General features: G+C 58.8%; 20 protein-coding genes and 1 tRNA gene. 14 read left to right on the top strand and 7 right to left on the bottom strand.

From position 1 onward, the window contains the following. The first annotated feature begins 49 nt into the window (after positions 1-49). The 6 genes from LARV_RS16885 (at position 50) to LARV_RS16910 (ending at position 5,513) form a co-directional block, all read left to right on the top strand. Positions 50-562: an RpiB/LacA/LacB family sugar-phosphate isomerase gene (locus LARV_RS16885; protein WP_075074740.1), complete on the top strand. Its 513-nt coding sequence runs from the start codon at positions 50-52 to the stop codon at positions 560-562. 20 nt (positions 563-582) lie between these two features. Further along, a complete protein-coding gene (locus LARV_RS16890) occupies positions 583-1,524 on the top strand; it encodes a hydroxyacid dehydrogenase (protein WP_075074741.1) in 942 nt (313 codons plus the stop codon). Positions 1,525-1,723: 199 nt separating this feature from the next. Then, a complete protein-coding gene (locus tag LARV_RS16895) occupies positions 1,724-3,226 on the top strand; it encodes a carboxypeptidase M32 (protein ID WP_075074742.1) in 1,503 nt (500 codons plus the stop codon). A 13-nt stretch (positions 3,227-3,239) separates the two neighbouring features. Continuing rightward, entirely contained in the window at positions 3,240-3,611 is a 372-nt protein-coding gene (locus LARV_RS16900; protein WP_075074743.1) for a response regulator, read from the top strand. Further along, the gene (locus LARV_RS16905; protein WP_075074744.1) at positions 3,608-4,480 is read left to right on the top strand and encodes a TIGR03619 family F420-dependent LLM class oxidoreductase; all 873 of its coding nucleotides are present in this window, start codon (positions 3,608-3,610) and stop codon (positions 4,478-4,480) included. Before LARV_RS16900 ends, LARV_RS16905 begins: the two co-directional genes overlap by 4 nt. Before the next feature lie 4 nt (positions 4,481-4,484). After that, positions 4,485-5,513, top strand: coding sequence for a hypothetical protein (locus LARV_RS16910; RefSeq protein WP_075074745.1), 1,029 nt, complete (start codon positions 4,485-4,487; stop codon positions 5,511-5,513). A gap of 44 nt (positions 5,514-5,557) precedes the next feature. Here the strand turns inward: LARV_RS16910 and LARV_RS16915 are convergent, their stop codons facing one another. Beyond that, positions 5,558-6,724 (bottom strand): L,D-transpeptidase, encoded by a 1,167-nt coding sequence (locus LARV_RS16915; protein ID WP_075074746.1) that lies wholly within the window; start codon positions 6,722-6,724, stop codon positions 5,558-5,560. Between the two features lie 210 nt (positions 6,725-6,934). On the opposite strand from LARV_RS16915, the gene LARV_RS16920 reads away from it, so the two are divergent. Next, on the top strand, positions 6,935-7,849 hold the full coding sequence (locus LARV_RS16920; RefSeq protein WP_075074747.1) for a 1,4-dihydroxy-2-naphthoate polyprenyltransferase: 915 nt from the start codon (positions 6,935-6,937) through the stop codon (positions 7,847-7,849). A gap of 144 nt (positions 7,850-7,993) precedes the next feature. Here LARV_RS16920 and LARV_RS16925 read toward each other — a convergent pair whose 3' ends face one another. Genes LARV_RS16925 through LARV_RS16935 form a run of 3 tightly spaced genes read right to left on the bottom strand, consistent with a single transcriptional unit; the run spans position 7,994 to position 10,510 of the window. Further along, positions 7,994-8,737, bottom strand: coding sequence for an ABC transporter permease (locus tag LARV_RS16925; RefSeq protein WP_075074748.1), 744 nt, complete (start codon positions 8,735-8,737; stop codon positions 7,994-7,996). Then, entirely contained in the window at positions 8,734-9,495 is a 762-nt protein-coding gene (locus tag LARV_RS16930) for an ABC transporter ATP-binding protein (protein ID WP_075074749.1), read from the bottom strand. The genes LARV_RS16925 and LARV_RS16930 overlap by 4 nt, the downstream gene beginning before the upstream one ends. Positions 9,496-9,544: 49 nt before the next feature. Beyond that, complete coding sequence (locus LARV_RS16935; RefSeq protein ID WP_075074750.1) at positions 9,545-10,510, bottom strand: ABC transporter substrate-binding protein; 966 nt, start codon at positions 10,508-10,510, stop codon at positions 9,545-9,547. A 266-nt stretch (positions 10,511-10,776) separates the two neighbouring features. On the opposite strand from LARV_RS16935, the gene LARV_RS16940 reads away from it, so the two are divergent. From LARV_RS16940 to LARV_RS16965, 6 genes are all read left to right on the top strand, one after another. Next, positions 10,777-11,124 carry a roadblock/LC7 domain-containing protein gene (locus LARV_RS16940; protein ID WP_075074751.1) on the top strand — a complete coding sequence of 116 codons (348 nt, stop codon included), beginning with the start codon at positions 10,777-10,779 and terminating at the stop codon, positions 11,122-11,124. A gap of 65 nt (positions 11,125-11,189) precedes the next feature. Next, the gene (locus LARV_RS16945; protein WP_236710003.1) at positions 11,190-11,768 is read left to right on the top strand and encodes a V4R domain-containing protein; all 579 of its coding nucleotides are present in this window, start codon (positions 11,190-11,192) and stop codon (positions 11,766-11,768) included. A 13-nt stretch (positions 11,769-11,781) separates the two neighbouring features. Further along, positions 11,782-12,645: a response regulator gene (locus LARV_RS16950; RefSeq protein WP_075074753.1), complete on the top strand. Its 864-nt coding sequence runs from the start codon at positions 11,782-11,784 to the stop codon at positions 12,643-12,645. Then, entirely contained in the window at positions 12,642-13,379 is a 738-nt protein-coding gene (locus LARV_RS16955) for a polyprenol monophosphomannose synthase (protein ID WP_083522656.1), read from the top strand. The genes LARV_RS16950 and LARV_RS16955 overlap by 4 nt, the downstream gene beginning before the upstream one ends. 137 nt (positions 13,380-13,516) lie before the next feature. Beyond that, the gene (locus LARV_RS16960) at positions 13,517-14,236 is read left to right on the top strand and encodes an AzlC family ABC transporter permease (protein WP_075074755.1); all 720 of its coding nucleotides are present in this window, start codon (positions 13,517-13,519) and stop codon (positions 14,234-14,236) included. Beyond that, the gene (locus tag LARV_RS16965) at positions 14,233-14,562 is read left to right on the top strand and encodes an AzlD domain-containing protein (protein ID WP_075074756.1); all 330 of its coding nucleotides are present in this window, start codon (positions 14,233-14,235) and stop codon (positions 14,560-14,562) included. The genes LARV_RS16960 and LARV_RS16965 overlap by 4 nt, the downstream gene beginning before the upstream one ends. Positions 14,563-14,597: 35 nt before the next feature. On the opposite strand, the gene rsmA is transcribed toward LARV_RS16965, so the two are convergent. From rsmA to LARV_RS16980, 3 genes are all read right to left on the bottom strand, one after another. After that, positions 14,598-15,440 (bottom strand): 16S rRNA (adenine(1518)-N(6)/adenine(1519)-N(6))-dimethyltransferase RsmA, encoded by an 843-nt coding sequence (gene rsmA, locus LARV_RS16970; RefSeq protein ID WP_075074757.1) that lies wholly within the window; start codon positions 15,438-15,440, stop codon positions 14,598-14,600. Continuing rightward, complete coding sequence (locus LARV_RS16975) at positions 15,437-16,819, bottom strand: ubiquitin-like domain-containing protein (protein WP_075074758.1); 1,383 nt, start codon at positions 16,817-16,819, stop codon at positions 15,437-15,439. Before LARV_RS16975 ends, rsmA begins: the two co-directional genes overlap by 4 nt. Positions 16,820-16,916: 97 nt before the next feature. Further along, positions 16,917-16,989, bottom strand: a tRNA-Phe gene (locus LARV_RS16980). 165 nt (positions 16,990-17,154) lie between these two features. Between LARV_RS16980 and coaE the strand changes: the two genes are divergently transcribed. Continuing rightward, on the top strand, positions 17,155-18,306 hold the full coding sequence (gene coaE, locus LARV_RS16985; protein ID WP_075074759.1) for a dephospho-CoA kinase: 1,152 nt from the start codon (positions 17,155-17,157) through the stop codon (positions 18,304-18,306). Positions 18,307-18,343: the final 37 nt, after the last annotated feature.

Consider the following 18,343-nt stretch of genomic DNA (forward strand, 5'->3'; position numbering starts at 1 on the left):
TGAAAATGTGACCTCTTCTATGGCACAATAGAAATAATCGGAGGACTCGATGAGGCTTTCGGTGGGCGCAGATGAACGCAAACCCGTTGTCGATGCGGTGCTGAAACTGCTCAAACGCGATGGACACCGCGTGATCTTCTACGGCCCAACCGGACGATCCAGCGTTCCCTGGCCGGAAGTGGCCGCCTGCGTGGCGCATGATGTGGCCGGCGGGGCAGCCGATGAGGGCATCCTTTTTTGTTGGACTGGGACCGGCGTCAGCATGGCCGCCAACAAGGTACCCGGCATCCGGGCCGCCCTGTGCGGAGACGCGGAAACCGCGCGCGGGGCACGCCAATGGAACGACGCCAATCTGCTGTGTCTTTCGCTGCGCACCACCACCGAAGCCCTGGCGCAGGAGATCATCGAAGCCTGGTTTACGACCCAATACCGGCCAACCCCCGAGGATGAAGCCTGTCTGGCCGTGCTGCGCCGGCTGGAATACGAAGCCAGTCACCCCGAAGAAGTACCCGAACACCGCTGTGAGGGGGAAGGTACCCCACAAGAAACCCAAACCAAGTGAAACGATAAGGAGACATTGGTATGAGTGCATGGAAAGTCCTGTTGACGGATGGACTCGAAGAAAATGGGATCGCCATTTTACGCGCCTCGGCCGAAGTTGCCGATAAGAAGGGCATTTCGGCAGACGACCTCCTTCAAATCGTGGGCGATTACGATGCCCTGATCGTACGCGGTCGCACCAAGGTCACCCCGGCGGTGTTCGCTGCCGCCAAGAATCTCAAGGTGGTCGGTCGCGCCGGCGTTGGTGTGGACAACATCGATTTGAAAGCCGCCAAAGAAGCCAAAGTCACCGTGGTCAATTCGCCGTTGGCTACCACTGTCTCCGTCGCCGAATTGACGATGGGCCTCATGCTGTCGGTGGTGCGTGATATCCCGCGCGCCGACGCCACCATGAAGGAAGGCAAATGGCTGAAGAAAGAATTCGAAGGCAGTGAGCTCTACAAGAAGACCCTGGGTGTGATCGGTTTCGGCCGCATCGGCGTGGCCGTAGCGAACCGCGCCAAAGCCTTCGAAATGGACGTCCTGGGTTACGACCCGTTGATCCCGGCGGACGAAATTCAGAAGCGCGGCGGAACGCCGGCGACCTTCGATGAACTGCTCGCCAAATCCGACATCATCACCATGCACATTCCGCTGACTCCCGATAGCCGCGGAATGCTCAACGCAGACGCCTTCGCCAAGATGAAAGACGGCGTGCGCATTGTCTGCGCTGCGCGCGGCGGTGTGATCGACGAGGATGCCCTGCTGCATGCGCTCGAAACCGGCAAGGTTGCCGCGGCCGGCCTGGATGTTTTCACGGCTGAACCGCCCGGCCTGACCGCCCTGGTCAGCCACCCGCACGTCGTCTGCACGCCGCACGTCGGCGCGCAAACCATGGAAGCCCAGGGTCGGGCTGCCCATGACATCGCCACCGAAGTCGTGGCTGCACTCAAGGGCGAAACCTTGCGCTGGAAAGTAGCCTGAGTCACCAAGTTCTCGATCTGAAAGAAGGCGGGCGGCAAATGCCGCCCGTTTTTTTTACCTTATAATTGTGCTATCTCCCCGGCCGGCCTAAAAATTTGCATACCGGGATCGATTTGGAATAAAATAGCTCTTATCCTTGCCAAAACAAATTTCTGGCAAGGCATCGTCAGGTTCATTTTTTCTAAAAGGACTGCTCTCGATGCAACCTCAACTCGATCAATTGAAAAAAATCCTCAACGAAGTCGCCGACCTGTCCGCCGCCACCAGCGTTTTGAGCTGGGACCAGCAGACCTACATGCCGGAAGGCGGATCGGAAGACCGTGGCGACGCGCTGGCGACGCTTTCGGGTCTGGCACATACGCGCTTCACCTCGGAAGAAGTCGGCAAATTGCTCGACGACCTTTCTACCGGTATCGACCAACTCAATCCCGATTCAGACGAAGCCCGCCTCATCAAGGTGACCCGCCATAATTACGAGAAGAATACCCGCGTCCCCAGTGAGAAGGTGGCCGAGTTCGCACGCGTCACGACGGTGGCCCAGAGCGTGTGGGCCCGCGCCCGCGCTGAGAACAATTATGCCCTCTTCATGCCCCATCTGAAGAAAATCATCGAACTGCGCCAGGAATACGCCGGGCTGTTTACACCGTATGATCATATCTACGACCCTCTCCTGGACGATTACGAGCCCGGTTTGAAGACGGCGGATGTTCAGGCCATCTTCAACGTGCTGCGCCCGCAGCAGGTGGCCCTTTTGCAAGCCATTCATGAGCGCCCCCAGGTCAATGACAACTTCCTGCGCCAGAAATTCGACGAGGAAAAACAATGGCATTTCGGCGTGGATGTCATCACCCGCTTTGGCTACGACTGGAAACGCGGCCGCCAGGATCGATCGGCGCATCCTTTTACCATTGCCTTTGGCACCGGCGACGTCCGCATCACCACCCGGTTCGAGCCGGAATACGGCGGTTCGGCGCTCTTCAGCACCATGCATGAGTGCGGGCACGCCTTGTACGAACAGGGCGTCAACCCGGCCTACCGGCGCACCCCCCTCAGCGGAGGCGCATCGATGGCCATTCACGAGTCCCAATCCCGCCTGTGGGAAAATCTGGTTGGACGTTCGCTGCCTTTCTGGAAATATTTCTACCCGAAATTTCAGCGGACTTTTCCCGAAATCCTCGGCAACGTCGATTTGATGACCTTCTACAAAGGCATCAACAAAGTGGAGCCTTCGTTCATTCGCACCGAGTCCGACGAAGCCACCTATAACCTGCACATCATGCTGCGCCTGGAGCTGGAAATTGCGCTCATCGAAGGCAGTCTGGATGTCAAAGACCTGCCCGAAGCCTGGAATGAACGCATGCATGAGTATCTGGGCATCACCCCGCCCAACAACAAAGTCGGGGTTTTGCAGGACGTCCACTGGGCCGGCGGAATGTTCGGTTATTTCCCCACCTACGCTCTGGGGAACCTGGTTTCGGTCCAGTTGTGGGAATGCATCCAGCGCGATCTTCCCAATCTGGATGATCAGCTCGCCCGCGGCGAATTCAGCCAACTCCTGGCCTGGCTGCGCAAGAACGTCCACGTTTACGGTTCCAAGTACGAACCCCAGGAACTGGTGCAGAAAATAACCGGGTCCAGGATCAATCCGCAGCCTTACATCCGCTATCTCCAGACCAAGTATGGAGAGATTTACCAGCTCTGATCCAAGGTGAAGTATGACCCTGGTCCTCTATGTCGATGATGACGCGATGTCGCTGAAATTGTTGGAGAAAACCTCGCTGTTGCTGGGCTACGAGGTGTTGATCTGTCCATCTCCCAAGCGGTCCATCGCGCTGGCATGTGAAAAGCAACCGAATGTCATCGTCGTAGACATGAATATGCATGAAATGGATGGGGTAACTCTGATCCGCGCGCTGCGGAATCAGGCCGACACCCGGCATATACCGGTACTGGTATTGTCGGCCACGGAAACGGCCGTGGGACAACCCTCCTCCATGGCCGCCGGTGCAAATGGTTATCTTTCCAAACCGGTCGACTTCGATGAGCTCAGCCAGGCCATCGACCGCGTGCTGGCGATGCAAAAATGATGAAATTTGGTGTCGTGTTACCCTCTTATGGAGCCCATTCCGGACGCCTGGCCACGGTGGATACCACCCTGGCGGCGGAAGGAATGGGCTTCGATTCCGTCTGGACGACCGATCACATCGCGCTTCCCAAAGCCGATGCGGAACGCTTCAGTCCCCTGCTCGAATCGATCACCACGCTGGCCTACCTGGCGGGCTTGACCTCTCGAATACGCCTGGGCGTGTCCTCCCTGGTGCTGCCGCAGCGCAATCCGTTAGAAGTGGCCCGCCAGATGGCCACGCTGGACGTCTTATCCGGCGGGCGCGCCATGCTGGCCTGTGGGGTGGGGTGGTCGCGCGGCGAATATGAAGCCCTGGGGAGCGATTTTTCGAACCGCGGCCGGCGCATGGATGAATCGATCCGGGTGCTGCGCTCCTTATGGCGCGGCAGCCGGACGGTGTCTTTTCAGGGAGAGTATTACAACTTTCAAGATATCGATTTTGCGCCCGCGCCCATTCAACCCGGCGGTCCGCCCCTATGGGTGGCGGGTGATTCACCCGCCGCGGCCCGACGCGCCTTTCGGCTGGCCGACGGCTGGCATCCCAATCACACCTCGCCGGAGAATCTGGCGAGCCTGCTGCAGCCCATGCGCCCCTTCATCGCCGCGGGCAGGCCCTTCACCGTCTGCCTGCGTTTGAGCCTGAGCTTCGGCGATTCACCTGACCCAGCCACACCGCTTTCCGGCAATCCCGCCCAGGTCGCCGCGCAGATCCGCGCTTATCGCGATGCCGGAATGAATTACGCCTTGATCCATTTTCTCGCTCAAAGCCAGGCCGAACGGGAGCGCGCCATGCGCACCCTGATGACCCGGGTTGCGCCGGAAGTAGACTGAACCCATGAAACCATCCTCAATCCTTCGAAAAAGCGGCTGGATCCTCCTCATCACGGCCGGGCTGGTGCTGGTTGCCGGCTGCAACGCCAACCGGCAGGGGGCGCCCTTGCTCACCCCGCCGGCCCTGCGGACGGAAATCGCGGCCCAGACCCAAAACGCCGGGTATCTGCCCCAGGCAACGGATGAAATTTCCAGCTCCACATCCATTCCGGAAGATCCGTCCAATCCGGATCCGGCCGTCGCGGAAACCGCCACCCCTCAGGCCACGGTCCCGCCGGCTGAAATATTGCCCCCGACAGACGGTCCCACCCCGACCAAGACCCCCTGGCGGCGGCGGACACCGACCATCACGCCCACTCCCCAACCACCGGAAGCCGTGATGTTCATCCACCGCCCGGGTCTGTTCTCGAAGGTCAAATCGCCGCTGACCATCAACGCCAGCGCCATGACGGGCGCGGACGGCATGGTGTGGGTTGAACTGATCGGCGAAGATGGCCGCGACCTGTTTCAAACCCGTTTGAATTTCAGCGCTTACACCGGCCGCAGCATTTCCATCGCGCCGGAGATCACCTTCGAACTTCAGGCGCCCGCCGAATTGGCCCGGTTGGTCATCAGCACCCGCGACCAGTTCAACCGCATTTCTGCCTTGACCTCCACCGATCTCATCCTGATTCAGATGGGCGACGATCAGATCTTTCAGTCCGGCTATTCGCGTGCGGCCTACATCGTACGCGCGCCGCTGGAAGGCCAGGTCATCAGCGGCGGGGTCCTGCAGGTGACGGCCCTGGTGCGCCCGGTCAACGAGAATCCGCTCATCCTCGAGCTGGTGGATGAGCAGGGCAATGTCGTGGGTTCGACCTCTCTGGACCTGGTCTTCCCGACCGGCGACCTCAGCCATACCCCATTCGACGTCGCCATTCCCTACACAGTCAGCCAGCAGACGGATGCCCGCCTGGTGTTGCGTCAGGAAAGCACCGGCCGCATCCCCGGCACGGTGGCGCTGACCAGCCTCGAATTGACGTTACAACCCTAGAGTCTAAAAAGTCGCGGGCGGTGAATTCACCGTCCGCGTTTTTTTCAAGCTCCGCCGGCGCCATAGGCAGCCGGATCGGTGGGCGTTTGCCCGGATGGATCCCAGACGTACACCCAATCGCCTTCATTGGCCCAGTTGAACAGGTAATGGGCGTCGCCAATCGAAAGATTCACGCAGCCGTGCGAGCCCGGGTAACCAAACACGGCCCGCCAGTAGGCGCCGTGCAGCGCGCGGGCCTCGTCATAATACATGGTCCAGGGCACATCCTGCAGGTAATAATAATCCGAGCGGTCGCTTTCGAACGCGCCGCGCATGGTTTCGCGTTCCAGCTTCTTGTAGATATGGAACAGGCCCGGACGTGTGTAGAATGGCTCCTGCCCGCTGGTGATCAGCGTTGCAAATTTGAGTTGGCCGTTATCGTACACCGATAGCGTTTCTTCGTAGAGATTGACTTCGATCCAGCGGTTGTTATCCACGCCCTCGGGCGCCTGCGTGTTGACGGTTACGATCCGAATGTAGCGCCGTTCGACCCACTGGCTGAGTCCGATGCGGTACCATTTCGTACCGTCCTGCTCCACGATTTCGTACACCTGCACGACCGTTTCACGCGGCAGGCTGATGCCGGTTTCAGGGGCTGCGTAGCCCGGTCCGCTGCGCACATCCGCCATGTCGATGATCCAGCCGAAATTGTTGCGCGGTGTGGAACGAAATTCCAGGCCCTGGAAGGTGGAATAGCGTCCGCGGCCGGCGCGCACCCACTCGCCCGTGGAAAGCTGGACGAAGGTCCTGTCATCCACGTCCTGCGAGTTGATGTACGAGACGTAGCGCAAGAATCCCGGTTCCATGTACCGGGTTGGATTCGATTGTGCAACTGCATCCTCGAGCGTGGCATACACCGGGGCCGGTTCGCTGTTTTCCAGGTTGATCCTGGCAAAACCGATATCCACCGTGGTCAGGCCGGGATCCGGGTGGGTCGCAGGCAGCGGGCGCAGCGGGATCGACAGACCCTGTTGGTCCAATTGCGTAACCGTCTGGGAAGGGCCCATCGAAAGGCAGTTGCTGCCATTTTGCGAATAGGCCTCCGGCAGACATAAAGGATCACCCATAAATGTTTCATCTGCCGGGCCGGATTGCGCCGCCGCCGGTTTGATCCACACGGATAAACCGACCAGCGCCAGCACAATTCCCAGCAGCAAGTTCAATCTTCGCATCAAAATCCTCTCTTAAGCGCGCGGTCATCGATCGCCGTTCTGGTTTTTACGCCCACCCATTGTAATCCACTTCAGCCATTTCTGCACACACGCGGTCAACGTTCTATTTAATCCTTGCACCCGGTAATTGTTAAGAGCACGCAAAGTCAACCTAAACAAACGGAATCCAAACAGCGGTATACTTTACGCGTATTTGTCGGAGTCGCCCAAATGGAAATCTCTGCGAAACCCATCCCAAAATTCAAAGTCTGGCTTCTCGCCGCCCGTCCGCGTACCCTGCCGGCAGCCGCGGCGCCGGTCATCATCGGCGCCGCGATTGCCTTTCAAGAATCCACTTTCCGGCTATTGCCCGCATTGGGCGCGCTGGCCGGGGCGTTGCTGCTCCAAATCGGCGCCAATTTTGCCAACGATGTCTTCGATTATCAAAAAGGCGCCGATACGACCGAACGCATGGGGCCCACGCGTGTGACCCTCTCCGGCATGCTCTCGCCCGCGGAAGTAAAAGCCGGCATGTGGACCATGTTTAGCCTGGCTGCCCTGGTCGGCGTCTACCTGACCCTGGCCTCGGGTTGGCCGGTGATCGCCATCGGCCTGCTTTCCATTGCTGCCGCCATCCTCTACACGGGCGGCCCATTCCCATACGGCTACCGCGGATTGGGCGAACTGTTCGTCTTTCTCTTTTTTGGTCTGGCGGCAGTGGTCGGCACCTACTACGTGCAGGCGGTTCGGGTGAGCATCCATGCCATCATCGGATCCGTCCCGGTCGGGCTGCTCATCGTGGCCATCCTGGCGGTCAACAACCTGCGCGATCTGCCCACGGACCGCGCCACCGGAAAGACAACCCTGGCCGTGCGGCTGGGTGAACAGGGCGCCCGCCAGGAATTTATGCTCCTGGTGCTGCTGGCCTACCTGGTTCCGCTGCTGCTCACGCTTTCCAAAGTCGATTCGTGGTGGATGCTCCTGCCGTTCCTGACCCTGCCCATGGCAATCGAGCTGATCCAGTATGTCAATAAGAATTCCGGCAAACCGCTCAACCGGGCGCTGGCGCGAACCGGCCAGCTCACTTTGCTTTTCAGCTTCACCTATGCGGCCGGTGTGATCCTGTCGCGCCTGCTGCCGCTCTAATATCATGGTTCACCAAGATGCCGCGTCAGACCGACGCGGCATCTTTTTTATCCTCACCTTCTTTTCCCTGCCAGTAATTTTTGCTTCTTTTTTTCGCGTGTTTCGCGTTTTTCGTGGTCGACTTCTTCACGCCTGAAACCCACTTCAAGACTTTGTTTTCCAGGGGCACAGGCGGCGTTCCAGTAAATCCACCCCGAAATACAGCCCCAATCCCAGCAGGCTCATCATCACCACCCCGCCGTACATGGCCGGGTAGTTGAACAACGTGCTGCCGTTGAGATAGATGTAATACCCCAGCCCGCGTTGGGTGGCAAAGAGCTCGGCCACGTACAGCACCGCCACCGCCGTACCCACCGACTGGCGCAGCGCGGTCAGAACCGCCGGCAGGCTGGCGGGCAGGTAGACGAAGCGGAACAATGCCCGTCGTCCGGCGCCCAGACTGCGCACGCTTTGAATCAGCTCTGGGCGCAACCCGGCTGCCGAATCACGCACCAGTACCAGAATCTGGAAAAAGAGGATCAGGAAGATGATGATGATCTTCGGCAAATCACCAATGCCGAAGAAAAGCAAAACAATCGGCACCAGCACGACCTTGGGGATCGGGTACAGCAAATAGATTACCGGAGAAAACAAATCGTTCAAACGCTTCGACTGTCCCAGCAGCATGCCTGCCGGCGCGGCGGTCAAAACCGCCAGCAGCGTGCTGGCGAGCACCCGCCACAGGCTGGCGAGGAAATGAAGCGTGAGGTTGCCGCGCAGCAATTCGGTCCCCAGGGTAGCCAGCACCGCCAGCGGCGTTGGCAGGATCTGTCGGTGAATCAACACGGCCAGGATTTCCCAGATCACCAGCAGCGCCAGGGTGGCCAGCAGCAAATCGCGGCGTTTCATGCACCCTCCATCTGCTCGCGCAACGCCCGCACCCTGCGAACGTAAGCGTCGCTCTCCCGAAAGTGCACATCTGCCGCGCCCGGATTCTCGATCACATGCGCGACCCGATTGGGGGCTTTCTTCAAGAGCAAAATCCGCTGGCCCAGCACGGCCGCCTCCTCGATGGAATGGGTGACGATGACCATCGTCAGGGCCTGTTCGGCCCACAATTCGAGCATCAAACGCTGCAAGCCCTCGCGGGTGGGCGCATCCAGAGAGGAAAAAGGTTCGTCCATCAACAGCAGATCCGGCCGCAACGCCAGCGTGCGCGCGATGGCAGTGCGCTGGCGCTGGCCGCCCGAGATTTGCCCGGGATATTGCCCGGCCACTTCCAGAATTCCCAGGCGATCCAACCACGGATTCACATTCAAAGAGGAATCATACGAACGCGGAGCATGCGTGCCATCCGGGCCGTAGAAATTGCGCACCCGCAGCCCGAGTTCGACATTCTCGCGCACCGTCGACCAGGGTAAAAGCCCATAATCCTGAATGATCAGGCCGGTTTGCGGACGCGGCCGGGTTAAGGGCAGGCCGTCGATACAGACCTGCCCGGAAGAGGGGAACACCAATCCGGCCAGCAGAGAGAGCAGCGTACTCTTGCCGCAACCGGAAGCGCCCAGCACGGCCCAGGCTTCTCCGCGGCCCGCCTTCCAGGAAAAATCCTGAAAGATGGGCGCAGAGCGGACATAGCCGAAAGTGACCCGATCCAGTTCGATCATCAGCACTCACCGGGTAAAAAGACCAGGATGATCCGCTCCCGAAGAGCCCTCATTTGGGTAGATATTGTCCGTCCACACAATCCGAATAACTCACATCCTGGGTGAGCAGACCTTTTTCCCTGGCCCAGGACAGCATATCCTGGAACTGGTCTTTGGTGGGCACGCCGGCGGTGGCGAACTGCGGCACCTTGAAGCTTTCGAGCAGGGGCGCCGGCACCAGGTTTTGATCAGAGAGCAGGCTCGTCCAGCGGCTGCCATCGGCGTTGATCAGCGCCACGGCGTCTTCCCAGGCCGCCAGAAAATTGCGCACGGTCGTCGGATTGGCATCCAAAAACGCCTTGCTGAAGGTCAGGGTCGAAAAGCTGTATTCGGGGTGGCTGGAATCGGCCAGAATCACGGTTGCGCCCTGTTGAACCGCCAGCGTCGAAAGCGGATCCGGCAGCATGGCGGCTTTCAACTGGCCGCTGCTCAACAACGCCATGCGGTCGGTGATGCTGGGCACCGAGGTGGTTTGAATCTCGTCGGGGGCGAAGCCCTCGGCCTGCAGCAGCCGCTCGGTCAGGTAAGCGATGATCGTCCCATCCGAAACGCCCACCGGCACGCCTTTCAACTGATCGAGCGTGGTGATGCCCGAATCCTTGGAGACCAGAATGCGAAAAACCGGCGCAGTGGCGGTGGCCGTGCGCGCGTAGCGAACCGTTTGCATTTGAACCGATTGCTTGTTGGCGAACATGGTGGAAAGGACTTCGTTGATCATGGCATCGGCCTGGCCGGCGGCGATCAACTGGTCGCGCTCCGGCGCCGAAGCCACCGGAATAATTTCGACTTTCACGTTGTGTTTCTCGAACAGGCCTTCCTGCTGGGCCACATACAGCGGCAGGGTATCCAGGACAGGAATTCGAGCCACGCGGACCGTGGTGGTGGCGTCCTTCGCGGCCGGCTGGCAGGCGGTCAAAATCGCGCTGAAGATCAGCAAAACAACAGGCCAGGCGGCGCCAACTTTGCGATGGTTCATATGCTCATCTCCTCGTGTGGATGTTTCAATGATCGATGGATGTGATTATAACCTGTCCGCCGTCCGCCCCGGATGACGATGTCGGGATGCTTTTCAATCTCTTTACAATCGCGCCCCTTAGAGCCGTCCTTCGCTTGACATGCCCTTACCCCTGTGCTAAATTAGACTGAGTTTCTTTATAAGAAGATTAAAACCTCGAGATTTCCATCTCTCAAATTATCCTCAGAATAAGGAGTGCAGCCTTGACGAAGACACGAACTCAGTTAATGGTTGAGCGCCTGCGTGAACTACAGGCTTCCTCACCGGATATCGAAGCAAGCGCGATCGTCAGCGTCGACGGTCTGACCATTGCTTCCGCACTCCCCCAAGGCGTGGAAGAAGATCGTGTTTCGGCGATGTCGGCGGCCATGCTCTCGTTGGGTGAACGGATCGCCACCGAATTAGGCCGCGGCTCACTCGAACAAGTTTACATTAAGGGTGAAAGTGGTTACGTCGTTTTGATGTCCGTCGGCGAAGACGCGGTTTTGACTGCTCTGGCTCGTGAACAGGCAAAACTCGGTCTGATTTTTCTGGACATGCGCCGCGCAGCCGAAGCATTGACAAAACTCATCTGAGGCGCAAAATCATGCAACCCATCCCCAAAAGTGGACTTTATTATCCAAACAAATTCGGGAGAATCATGATTCTCTCCCTCGAAGATGTCATGGGGCGAAACGGTGTCAACGCCATCCTCAACCTGGCCAACCTGCCGACGATGATGGATAACCTTCCGCCCGATAACCTCGAGAAGGAATTTGACTTCGCAGATTTGTCCGCCGTCATGGGCGCGTTGGAAGAAATGTATGGTCCGCGCGGCGGGCGTGGGCTGGCGCTGCGCGCGGGTCGCGCCACCTTCAGCGACGCATTACGGAACTTCGGCGCGCTGGCTGGTGTGGGCGATCTGGCCTTCAAGGTGCTGCCGCTGCAGGCCAAACTGCGCATCGGACTGCCCGCCATGGCAAAAATCTTCAGCCAGATCAGCGACCAACTCTCCACGGTTGAAGAAAAAGACGATCATTTTATCTATTCCATTCACCGCTGCCCGGTCTGTCACGGCCGCCACAGCGATAAACCGGATTGCTACATTGCCGCAGGTTTGTTGCAGGAAAGCCTGAAGTGGGTTTCGGGCGGCAGCGAATTCCGCGTCAACGAATCCAAATGCATTGCCATGGGGGATCCAGCCTGCGATTTCATCATCTATAAAGAACCGATCGGTTAGGACACTTTTTCCCGTGGAAGAGAAAAATACGCTGCTGATCGTCGAAGATGATCTGGATATTGCGGACATGCTCAATGCCTATTTTCGCGGCCAGGGCTACGAAGTCTTGACCGTCAATTGGGGCGAAGACGGCGTCCGTGCGGCCCAGACGAACCTGCCGCAACTCGTCATCCTCGATATCCGCCTGCCGGATATCGACGGTTTCGAAGTCGCCAGGCGCCTGCGCGAAAACCGCCGCACACGGGATATTCCGATCATCTTCCTGACCGAAAAACGCGAACGCAGCAGCCGGCTGCGCGGTCTCGAACTGCGCGCCGATGATTACATTACCAAACCCTTCGACATCCAGGAACTGCGCCTGCGGGTGCAGAACGCCATCGATCGCGCCGGGCGCACCTCTCTCACCGATCCGGTCACCCAGCTCCCCCAGGCCAACCTGGTGGAGGAGCAGTTGGAAAATTGCCTGAAAAAAGGCCAACAGGCGATTCTTCTGGTATCATTACAAAATATCGATCGTTTCCGTGAAGTCTACGGCATCGTCGCAGCCGACGACCTGCTGCGCGCCACAGCTCGCATGCTCCAGGAACTGGCGCGTGTCGATGGCCAACCGGACAATTTCGTGGGGCAATATGACCGTTCCAATTTCATCCTCCTCACGTCATTGGCCGAAAGCGCGGTCCTGACCGAAAAGATCCGGAAACACATCGAGCAATCTTTTGCTTATTTTTATAGTGAAGAAGACCGGACGAAAGGTCGCTTCGAAGAGAAGGGATTAATGTTAAAGGTACATCAGCTTCAAGCTTCTGCCTTTGGTAAACAGGGTTTGACCTCACTGAAGGCAGAGTTGGGAAGGCTAGCCCAACAGAGGTTATCTTGAAAACAATCATTGTCATTCCCACCTATAACGAAGCGGAGAATCTACCCAAAATAGTCTCCGCTTTATTTGCTCTACCGGACGCCGCCGTAGACCTGTTGATCGTCGACGATAACAGTCCGGATGGAACGGGAGCCATTGCCGACAAATTGTGCATCGAGACTGCCGGACGCGTTCAGGTGCTGCACCGCGCCGGGAAAATGGGACTGGGTTCCGCCTACATTCAGGGTTTCAAACGCGCCATCGAACTGGGCGCCGATGCAATTGGGCAGATGGACGCCGATTTCTCGCATCCCGTGGAAAAGATCCCCGAAATGATCCACACCCTGTCCGGCTGCGATGTCGTGCTGGGTTCGCGGTATGTCGCCGGCGGCAAGCTGGATGAAAATTGGCCGTTCTGGCGTAAGGGCCTTTCCGCTTTTGGCAATTTCTACTCGCGCACTATTTTGGGCCTGCACATCCTGGATGTCACCGGCGGTTTCCGCATCTGGAAGCGCGAGACGCTGCAGGGTATGCCGCTCGAACGCATTCGCTCGAACGGTTATGTCTTTCAGGTTGAAATGGCCTACGTCGCCACCCTGCTGGGCTATCGGTTCCAGGAAATTCCCATTTATTTCGCCGATCGCCGCTGGGGACAGTCGAAGATGTCGTTCCGCATCCAAATCGAAGCCGCCCTGCGCGTCTGGCAGCTTCCGGGCATGTACCACGATCTGAAGAAGAACGTCGCCTTAACCTGAGACTGCACGCTAAATGAATCTTCTGGAGAAGGGCAATTTTGTTTATAATTGCCCTTTCTTTTATTACCGGATTTGCCGGCCCGCAGGGCAGCCCATTCCCGGCTGCCCCCGTATTCAGGTCCTTAATGGTGTGAGTATTGGAAACGGAAGAACGAATTAATCCTTCAAACAGACCCTTCTCGACGGGCATTCGCGACTGCCTGCCGGTGGTGCTGGGTTACCTGGCCATCGGTCTGGCTTTCGGCGTGGTGGGCCGCACGGCCGGACTGAGCGTTTTGGAAGTCTTCTTACTGTCGACTTTCCTGTACGCGGGTTCGGCCCAATTTATTTTCGCCAGCATGGCCGCCGCAGCTTCTCCGTTGGTTGTCATCGTTCTGACCATATTTCTGGTCAATATTCGCCATTCGCTTTACAGCGCGGCCCTGGCGCCGCATCTGGGCCGCCAGTCCCTCTGGAAAAACATCCTCATCGGAGCCGAAACGACCGATGAAACTTTCGCCCTGACCACCAGCCTCCTGGCCAAAGGCCGCACGGCCGATCCGGCCTGGCTGTTCGGCATCAACCTGACCGCGCAGTTTAGTTGGGTGGCGGCCACCACGCTCGGCGCTCTGCTGGGGCAGACTGTCTCGAACGTCGGCTCGCTGGGCCTCGATTATGCGCTCACCGCCATGTTCGCCGCGCTGATGGTGCTGCAAATTGCCAACCATCCGCGGCTGCGCACGGCGGTGGTAGTCGCGGCGTTGGCCGCGCTGGTCGCCGTAGGCGGTTCGCTGCTCATCCCCGCTGGTTGGGCCATGCTCATCGCGGCCCTGATGGCCGCCAGCGCTGGCCTGGCGTTGGAAGGAAAAAGCGCATGAGCGTTCGCCCCTGGATTTTGATGCTCATTCTGGCTTCCGCGGCGGTGACCTTTATTCCGCGCGTGCTGCCGCTGGCGCTGCTCAGCCGTTTCAATTTACCAAAATGGCTGATCCGTTGGCTGGGTTATGTGCCCATCGCCGTGCTGGCCGCGTTGCTGGCCCAATCGGTGCTTTTGGCAAACGGTTCGATCGATTTGTCATTCCATAATCTGGCCCTGGTGGCCGTGGTACCCACCCTGCTGGTGGCGCTGCGCACCCGCAGCCTGATCTGGACGGTGCTGACCGGCGTGGCGAGCATGGCGCTGCTGCGCTTATTCCTGGGGTAAGAAGAACGGTACGGTCAAATAAACGCGAACGAAGATTATTTGGCTGTTTCGCGATAGACGCACACCAGCCGGGCCCATTCCGCCAGGCTGAGGGTTTCAGCGCGCCGCATCGGGTCGATTTCTGCGGCCGCCAACATCTGGGCGGCCTTTTCAGGCGCCCAATGCAGCCCGGCCGAAAGGGTGTTGCGTAGCGTCTTACGTTTTTGCGCGAAACCCATCTTGGCCAGGCGAAAAAAGTCGTTCAACTGGTCATTCGGGATGCGGGGTTCGGGATACAAATCCACCCGCAGGACCATCGAATCGACGTTGGGCGGCGGGTAGAAAGCGCCGGCCGGAATGCGCGCCACCGGGCGCGGTTCACCGTAAACCTGCACGCTCAAAGCCAGCAGGCTCAAATCGCCGGGTTTGGCGCAAATTCGATCGGCCACTTCCTTCTGCATGGTCAGCACCAGGCGGGAGGGCCTGACGGGCGCCTCGAGCAGGTGACGAATGACGGCGGAGGTAATGTAGTAGGGAATGTTGGCCACCACAAGGTAACCGGGATCGCTCACCAGCGCGGGAATGTTTTGTTCCAAAATATCCCCGTGGAGAATGGTCACATTTTTCTCCGCCGACAACACTTCCTGCAGCGCCGGGATCAGATTCTGATCCAATTCGACGGCCACAACCCGGTCTGCCGCGCGCGCCAGATGGCGCGTCAGGCTGCCCAATCCGGGCCCGATTTCCAACACGGTTGCCTGGGCAGGGATCTCCGCCGCCGCGACGACCTTTTCCAGGGCTGCTTCGTCCAACAAGAAATTCTGTCCCAGGCTTTTCCTGGCGGATAGGCCGTACTTGCGCATCAACGCCGGAACGGAAAGTTCCGCTGATTTCGTCATGGAAGCCTCACAGGTACATAGGATGGCACCGGGGTCAGAAAATACATGGTCACATTTTGCGACCAGGGCACATAATCGGCATCGCTGTAGGCCACGTCCACCCAGTAGCCGGTCATGCCGCCCGTATCGGCCACAACGGCCACGCCGTAGCCCGGAATATACACGCGCGCGCCGACCAGCAGGCCGTACCAGGCCCGCGGCACGGCGATGACGCCTTTTTGCACTTTCATGCCGCTGGCCGTGCCCGAATAACAACGGGTGCCGCCCGACCGGCAGGGCGAATACGAGGTCACGTAAACGTTGACCGCGCGGTAATATTCCAAATTACCTTGATCGGTCTGGACGGTCTTGATCTCGATCTTGGTGCCCAAACCAACGGTTTGTTCCTGGGCCTCCTGGGCCACCCACTCGCCATCTGAATTGCGCGCGACTTCCTGACCGTCCTCGAAGCGCACCCGTTCGCGGGAGACTTTTATACCCAGCACGCCCGGCACGATGACCTGGCGTTGGTCGAGCGCCACCTGATCGGAATTTTCATACCGGGTGGTATACGGAATCGACGTTTGTTTCAAATCCAGCTCTTCGCGGACGCGTACCACGCGCAGGTTCCCGTCCGCGGGCAGAGGTTGGTCTTCGGCAGGTTGGCTGTAATCCAACCCCTGCAGGGAGATGCCCGCTTCCGCCAGCGCGTCGCCGACGTTTTGGGCGGCGGAGCGCGCGATGACCTCATTTCCATCCACCTGGATGGTCAATTCCATCGCACGGCGCAAAACAGCGTCGACTGGGCCGTTCAGGGGTGTTTCCGCCGCCGGCGTCAGCCGGTCGGCCGGTTCCAGAAGGATGCCGGCCTCAGCCAGGGCTTCTCCCAGCGTCGCCGCGCCGGACGTGATTTGCTGCCGCGAAGCGTCGATCTGAAGATCAATGGTCTGTGCGCGGCGCACCTGCAGCGCCAGGTTCGCGCCCGGCGCCAGTTTCTGCTGCGGCTGAACCTGTTCGCCGTTCGCCCAAATTCGATCCTGCGCGTTCAACGGCACGCCCGCATCCGATAACAAATCCGCCGCCGTGAGATCAGCCGAGACCCACTGACTTGTCTCGCCGCCGGGCAGCACCTGAAGGCTGATATCGCGCGCGCGGGTAATTTCGATCCGGGCGCCCTCTTTCAGCCATGTTCCTGTAGAGGGTTCCAAGACATCGCCCTGCGCGAGCGTGATTCTGGCAGCCTGCAATGCCCCACCGACCGTCAACGCCCGCACCCGGGCCGGATGCTCTTCTCCATTGATGACAAAAGTGACCCGCCGCTGCGCCCCCAAAAATAGAATCAGAGCCGCCGCCAGCGCCACGCTAATGACTGTGAGAATGGTGATCTTTTTATGTCTCATCTACGCGGCATTGTATCAGAAATATCCGATTCGTGCCCGCCAAGGCGGCCGCGCCCAAAACTGAAACAAAAACGCCCCGTTGATCGGGGCGTTCGTGTGCCGAGACACAGAATCGGACTGTGGACACTGCGATTTTCAGTCGCATGCTCTACCAACTGAGCTATCTCGGCTTGCTCTTTGCAGAACGTGGAGGAATTTTACCACGCTCCCCCCGGTTGTCAAGAAAACTAAGCTTTTTGTAATGGCCGGCGGCAATCAAATCCTTTGACATAATTCAGGCGCACGGCTAAAATGAATGGGGAAGGTTGTCAAACATCCGCCCTCGGAGTAAACAGGTGACGAAATGGGCTGGTAAGTATGTAATTGGTCTGACCGGTAATATCGGTACAGGCAAAAGCGTGGTGCGCAGGATGCTGGAACATCTGGGTGCTTATGGCATCGATGCTGACGCGCTCTCTCATCGCGCCATCGCTAAAGGCGCGCCCGGTTACCAACCCATCCTTTCGGCCTTTGGCAGTTGGATTCTGATGCCCGACGGCGAGATCGACCGCGTAAAATTGGGCCGGCTGGTCTTCAATGATCCAGACGCCCTTGTGACGCTCGAACGCATCATTCACCCTCTGGTGAACCAGGCTGTGGGTTTCCTGGCCAAACGAGCCAGCCAGAAGGTTATCGTCATCGAAGCCATCAAGCTGCTCGAGTCGGCTCTGGTTGCAAACTGCGACAGCGTCTGGGTAACGTATGCATCTCCGCAGATTCAAATCGCCCGGCTGGTGCAAAAACGGCACATGACCGACGCCGACGCCCGCCAGCGCATCGCTGCCCAACCTCCCCAGGAAGAGAAGATCGCCGCGGCTACGGTCGTCATTCGCAATGAACTTGACTTCGAAGATACCTGGCGGCAGGTGTCGAATGCCTGGCAGAAGTTCATTCCCGAAGACCTGCAGGCCGCGCCAGCCCCGGCTCAGGAAGCCCGCCCTGCTGCCCGCCTGCAAGGCCAGATCAGCGTCCGGCGCGGCCGCCCGCGCGATTCCGAAGAGATTGCCGCCATCTTCAACCGCCTGAGTAAAAACGGCACTCAGTTGACGCGCGATGATATCATGGCGGCTTTTGGGGAAAAGGCCTTTTTGGTGCTGCAAACCGGCAATCAGACTGCTGGAGTGATGGGCTGGCAGGTTGAAAATCTGGTCGCCCGGGCAACGGACATTTACATCGATCCCGCCGTGCCGGCCGAACAGGCGATCTCCGCCTTTATCAAAGAAATGGAACGTTCCTCGCGCGATCTGCAATGCGAGGCATCGCTGGTTTTCGTCCCGAAAGAACTCGCCACGCTCGACAGTGTCTGGCAAAGCCTGGGCTACGAGCCGCGGGAAGCCTCGAGCCTGGGCGTTCAGGCCTGGCAGGAAGCAGCCGAAGAAACCAAAGTAGCCAACACCGTGTTGTTTTTCAAGCAGCTCCGCCAGGACCGCGTTTTGAGGCCAATTTAGTTCCCCTTATCTGTGAAATACACCTGTTTATTTTCGA

The organism is Longilinea arvoryzae (assembly GCF_001050235.1).
GTDB lineage: Bacteria > Chloroflexota > Anaerolineae > Anaerolineales > Anaerolineaceae > Longilinea > Longilinea arvoryzae.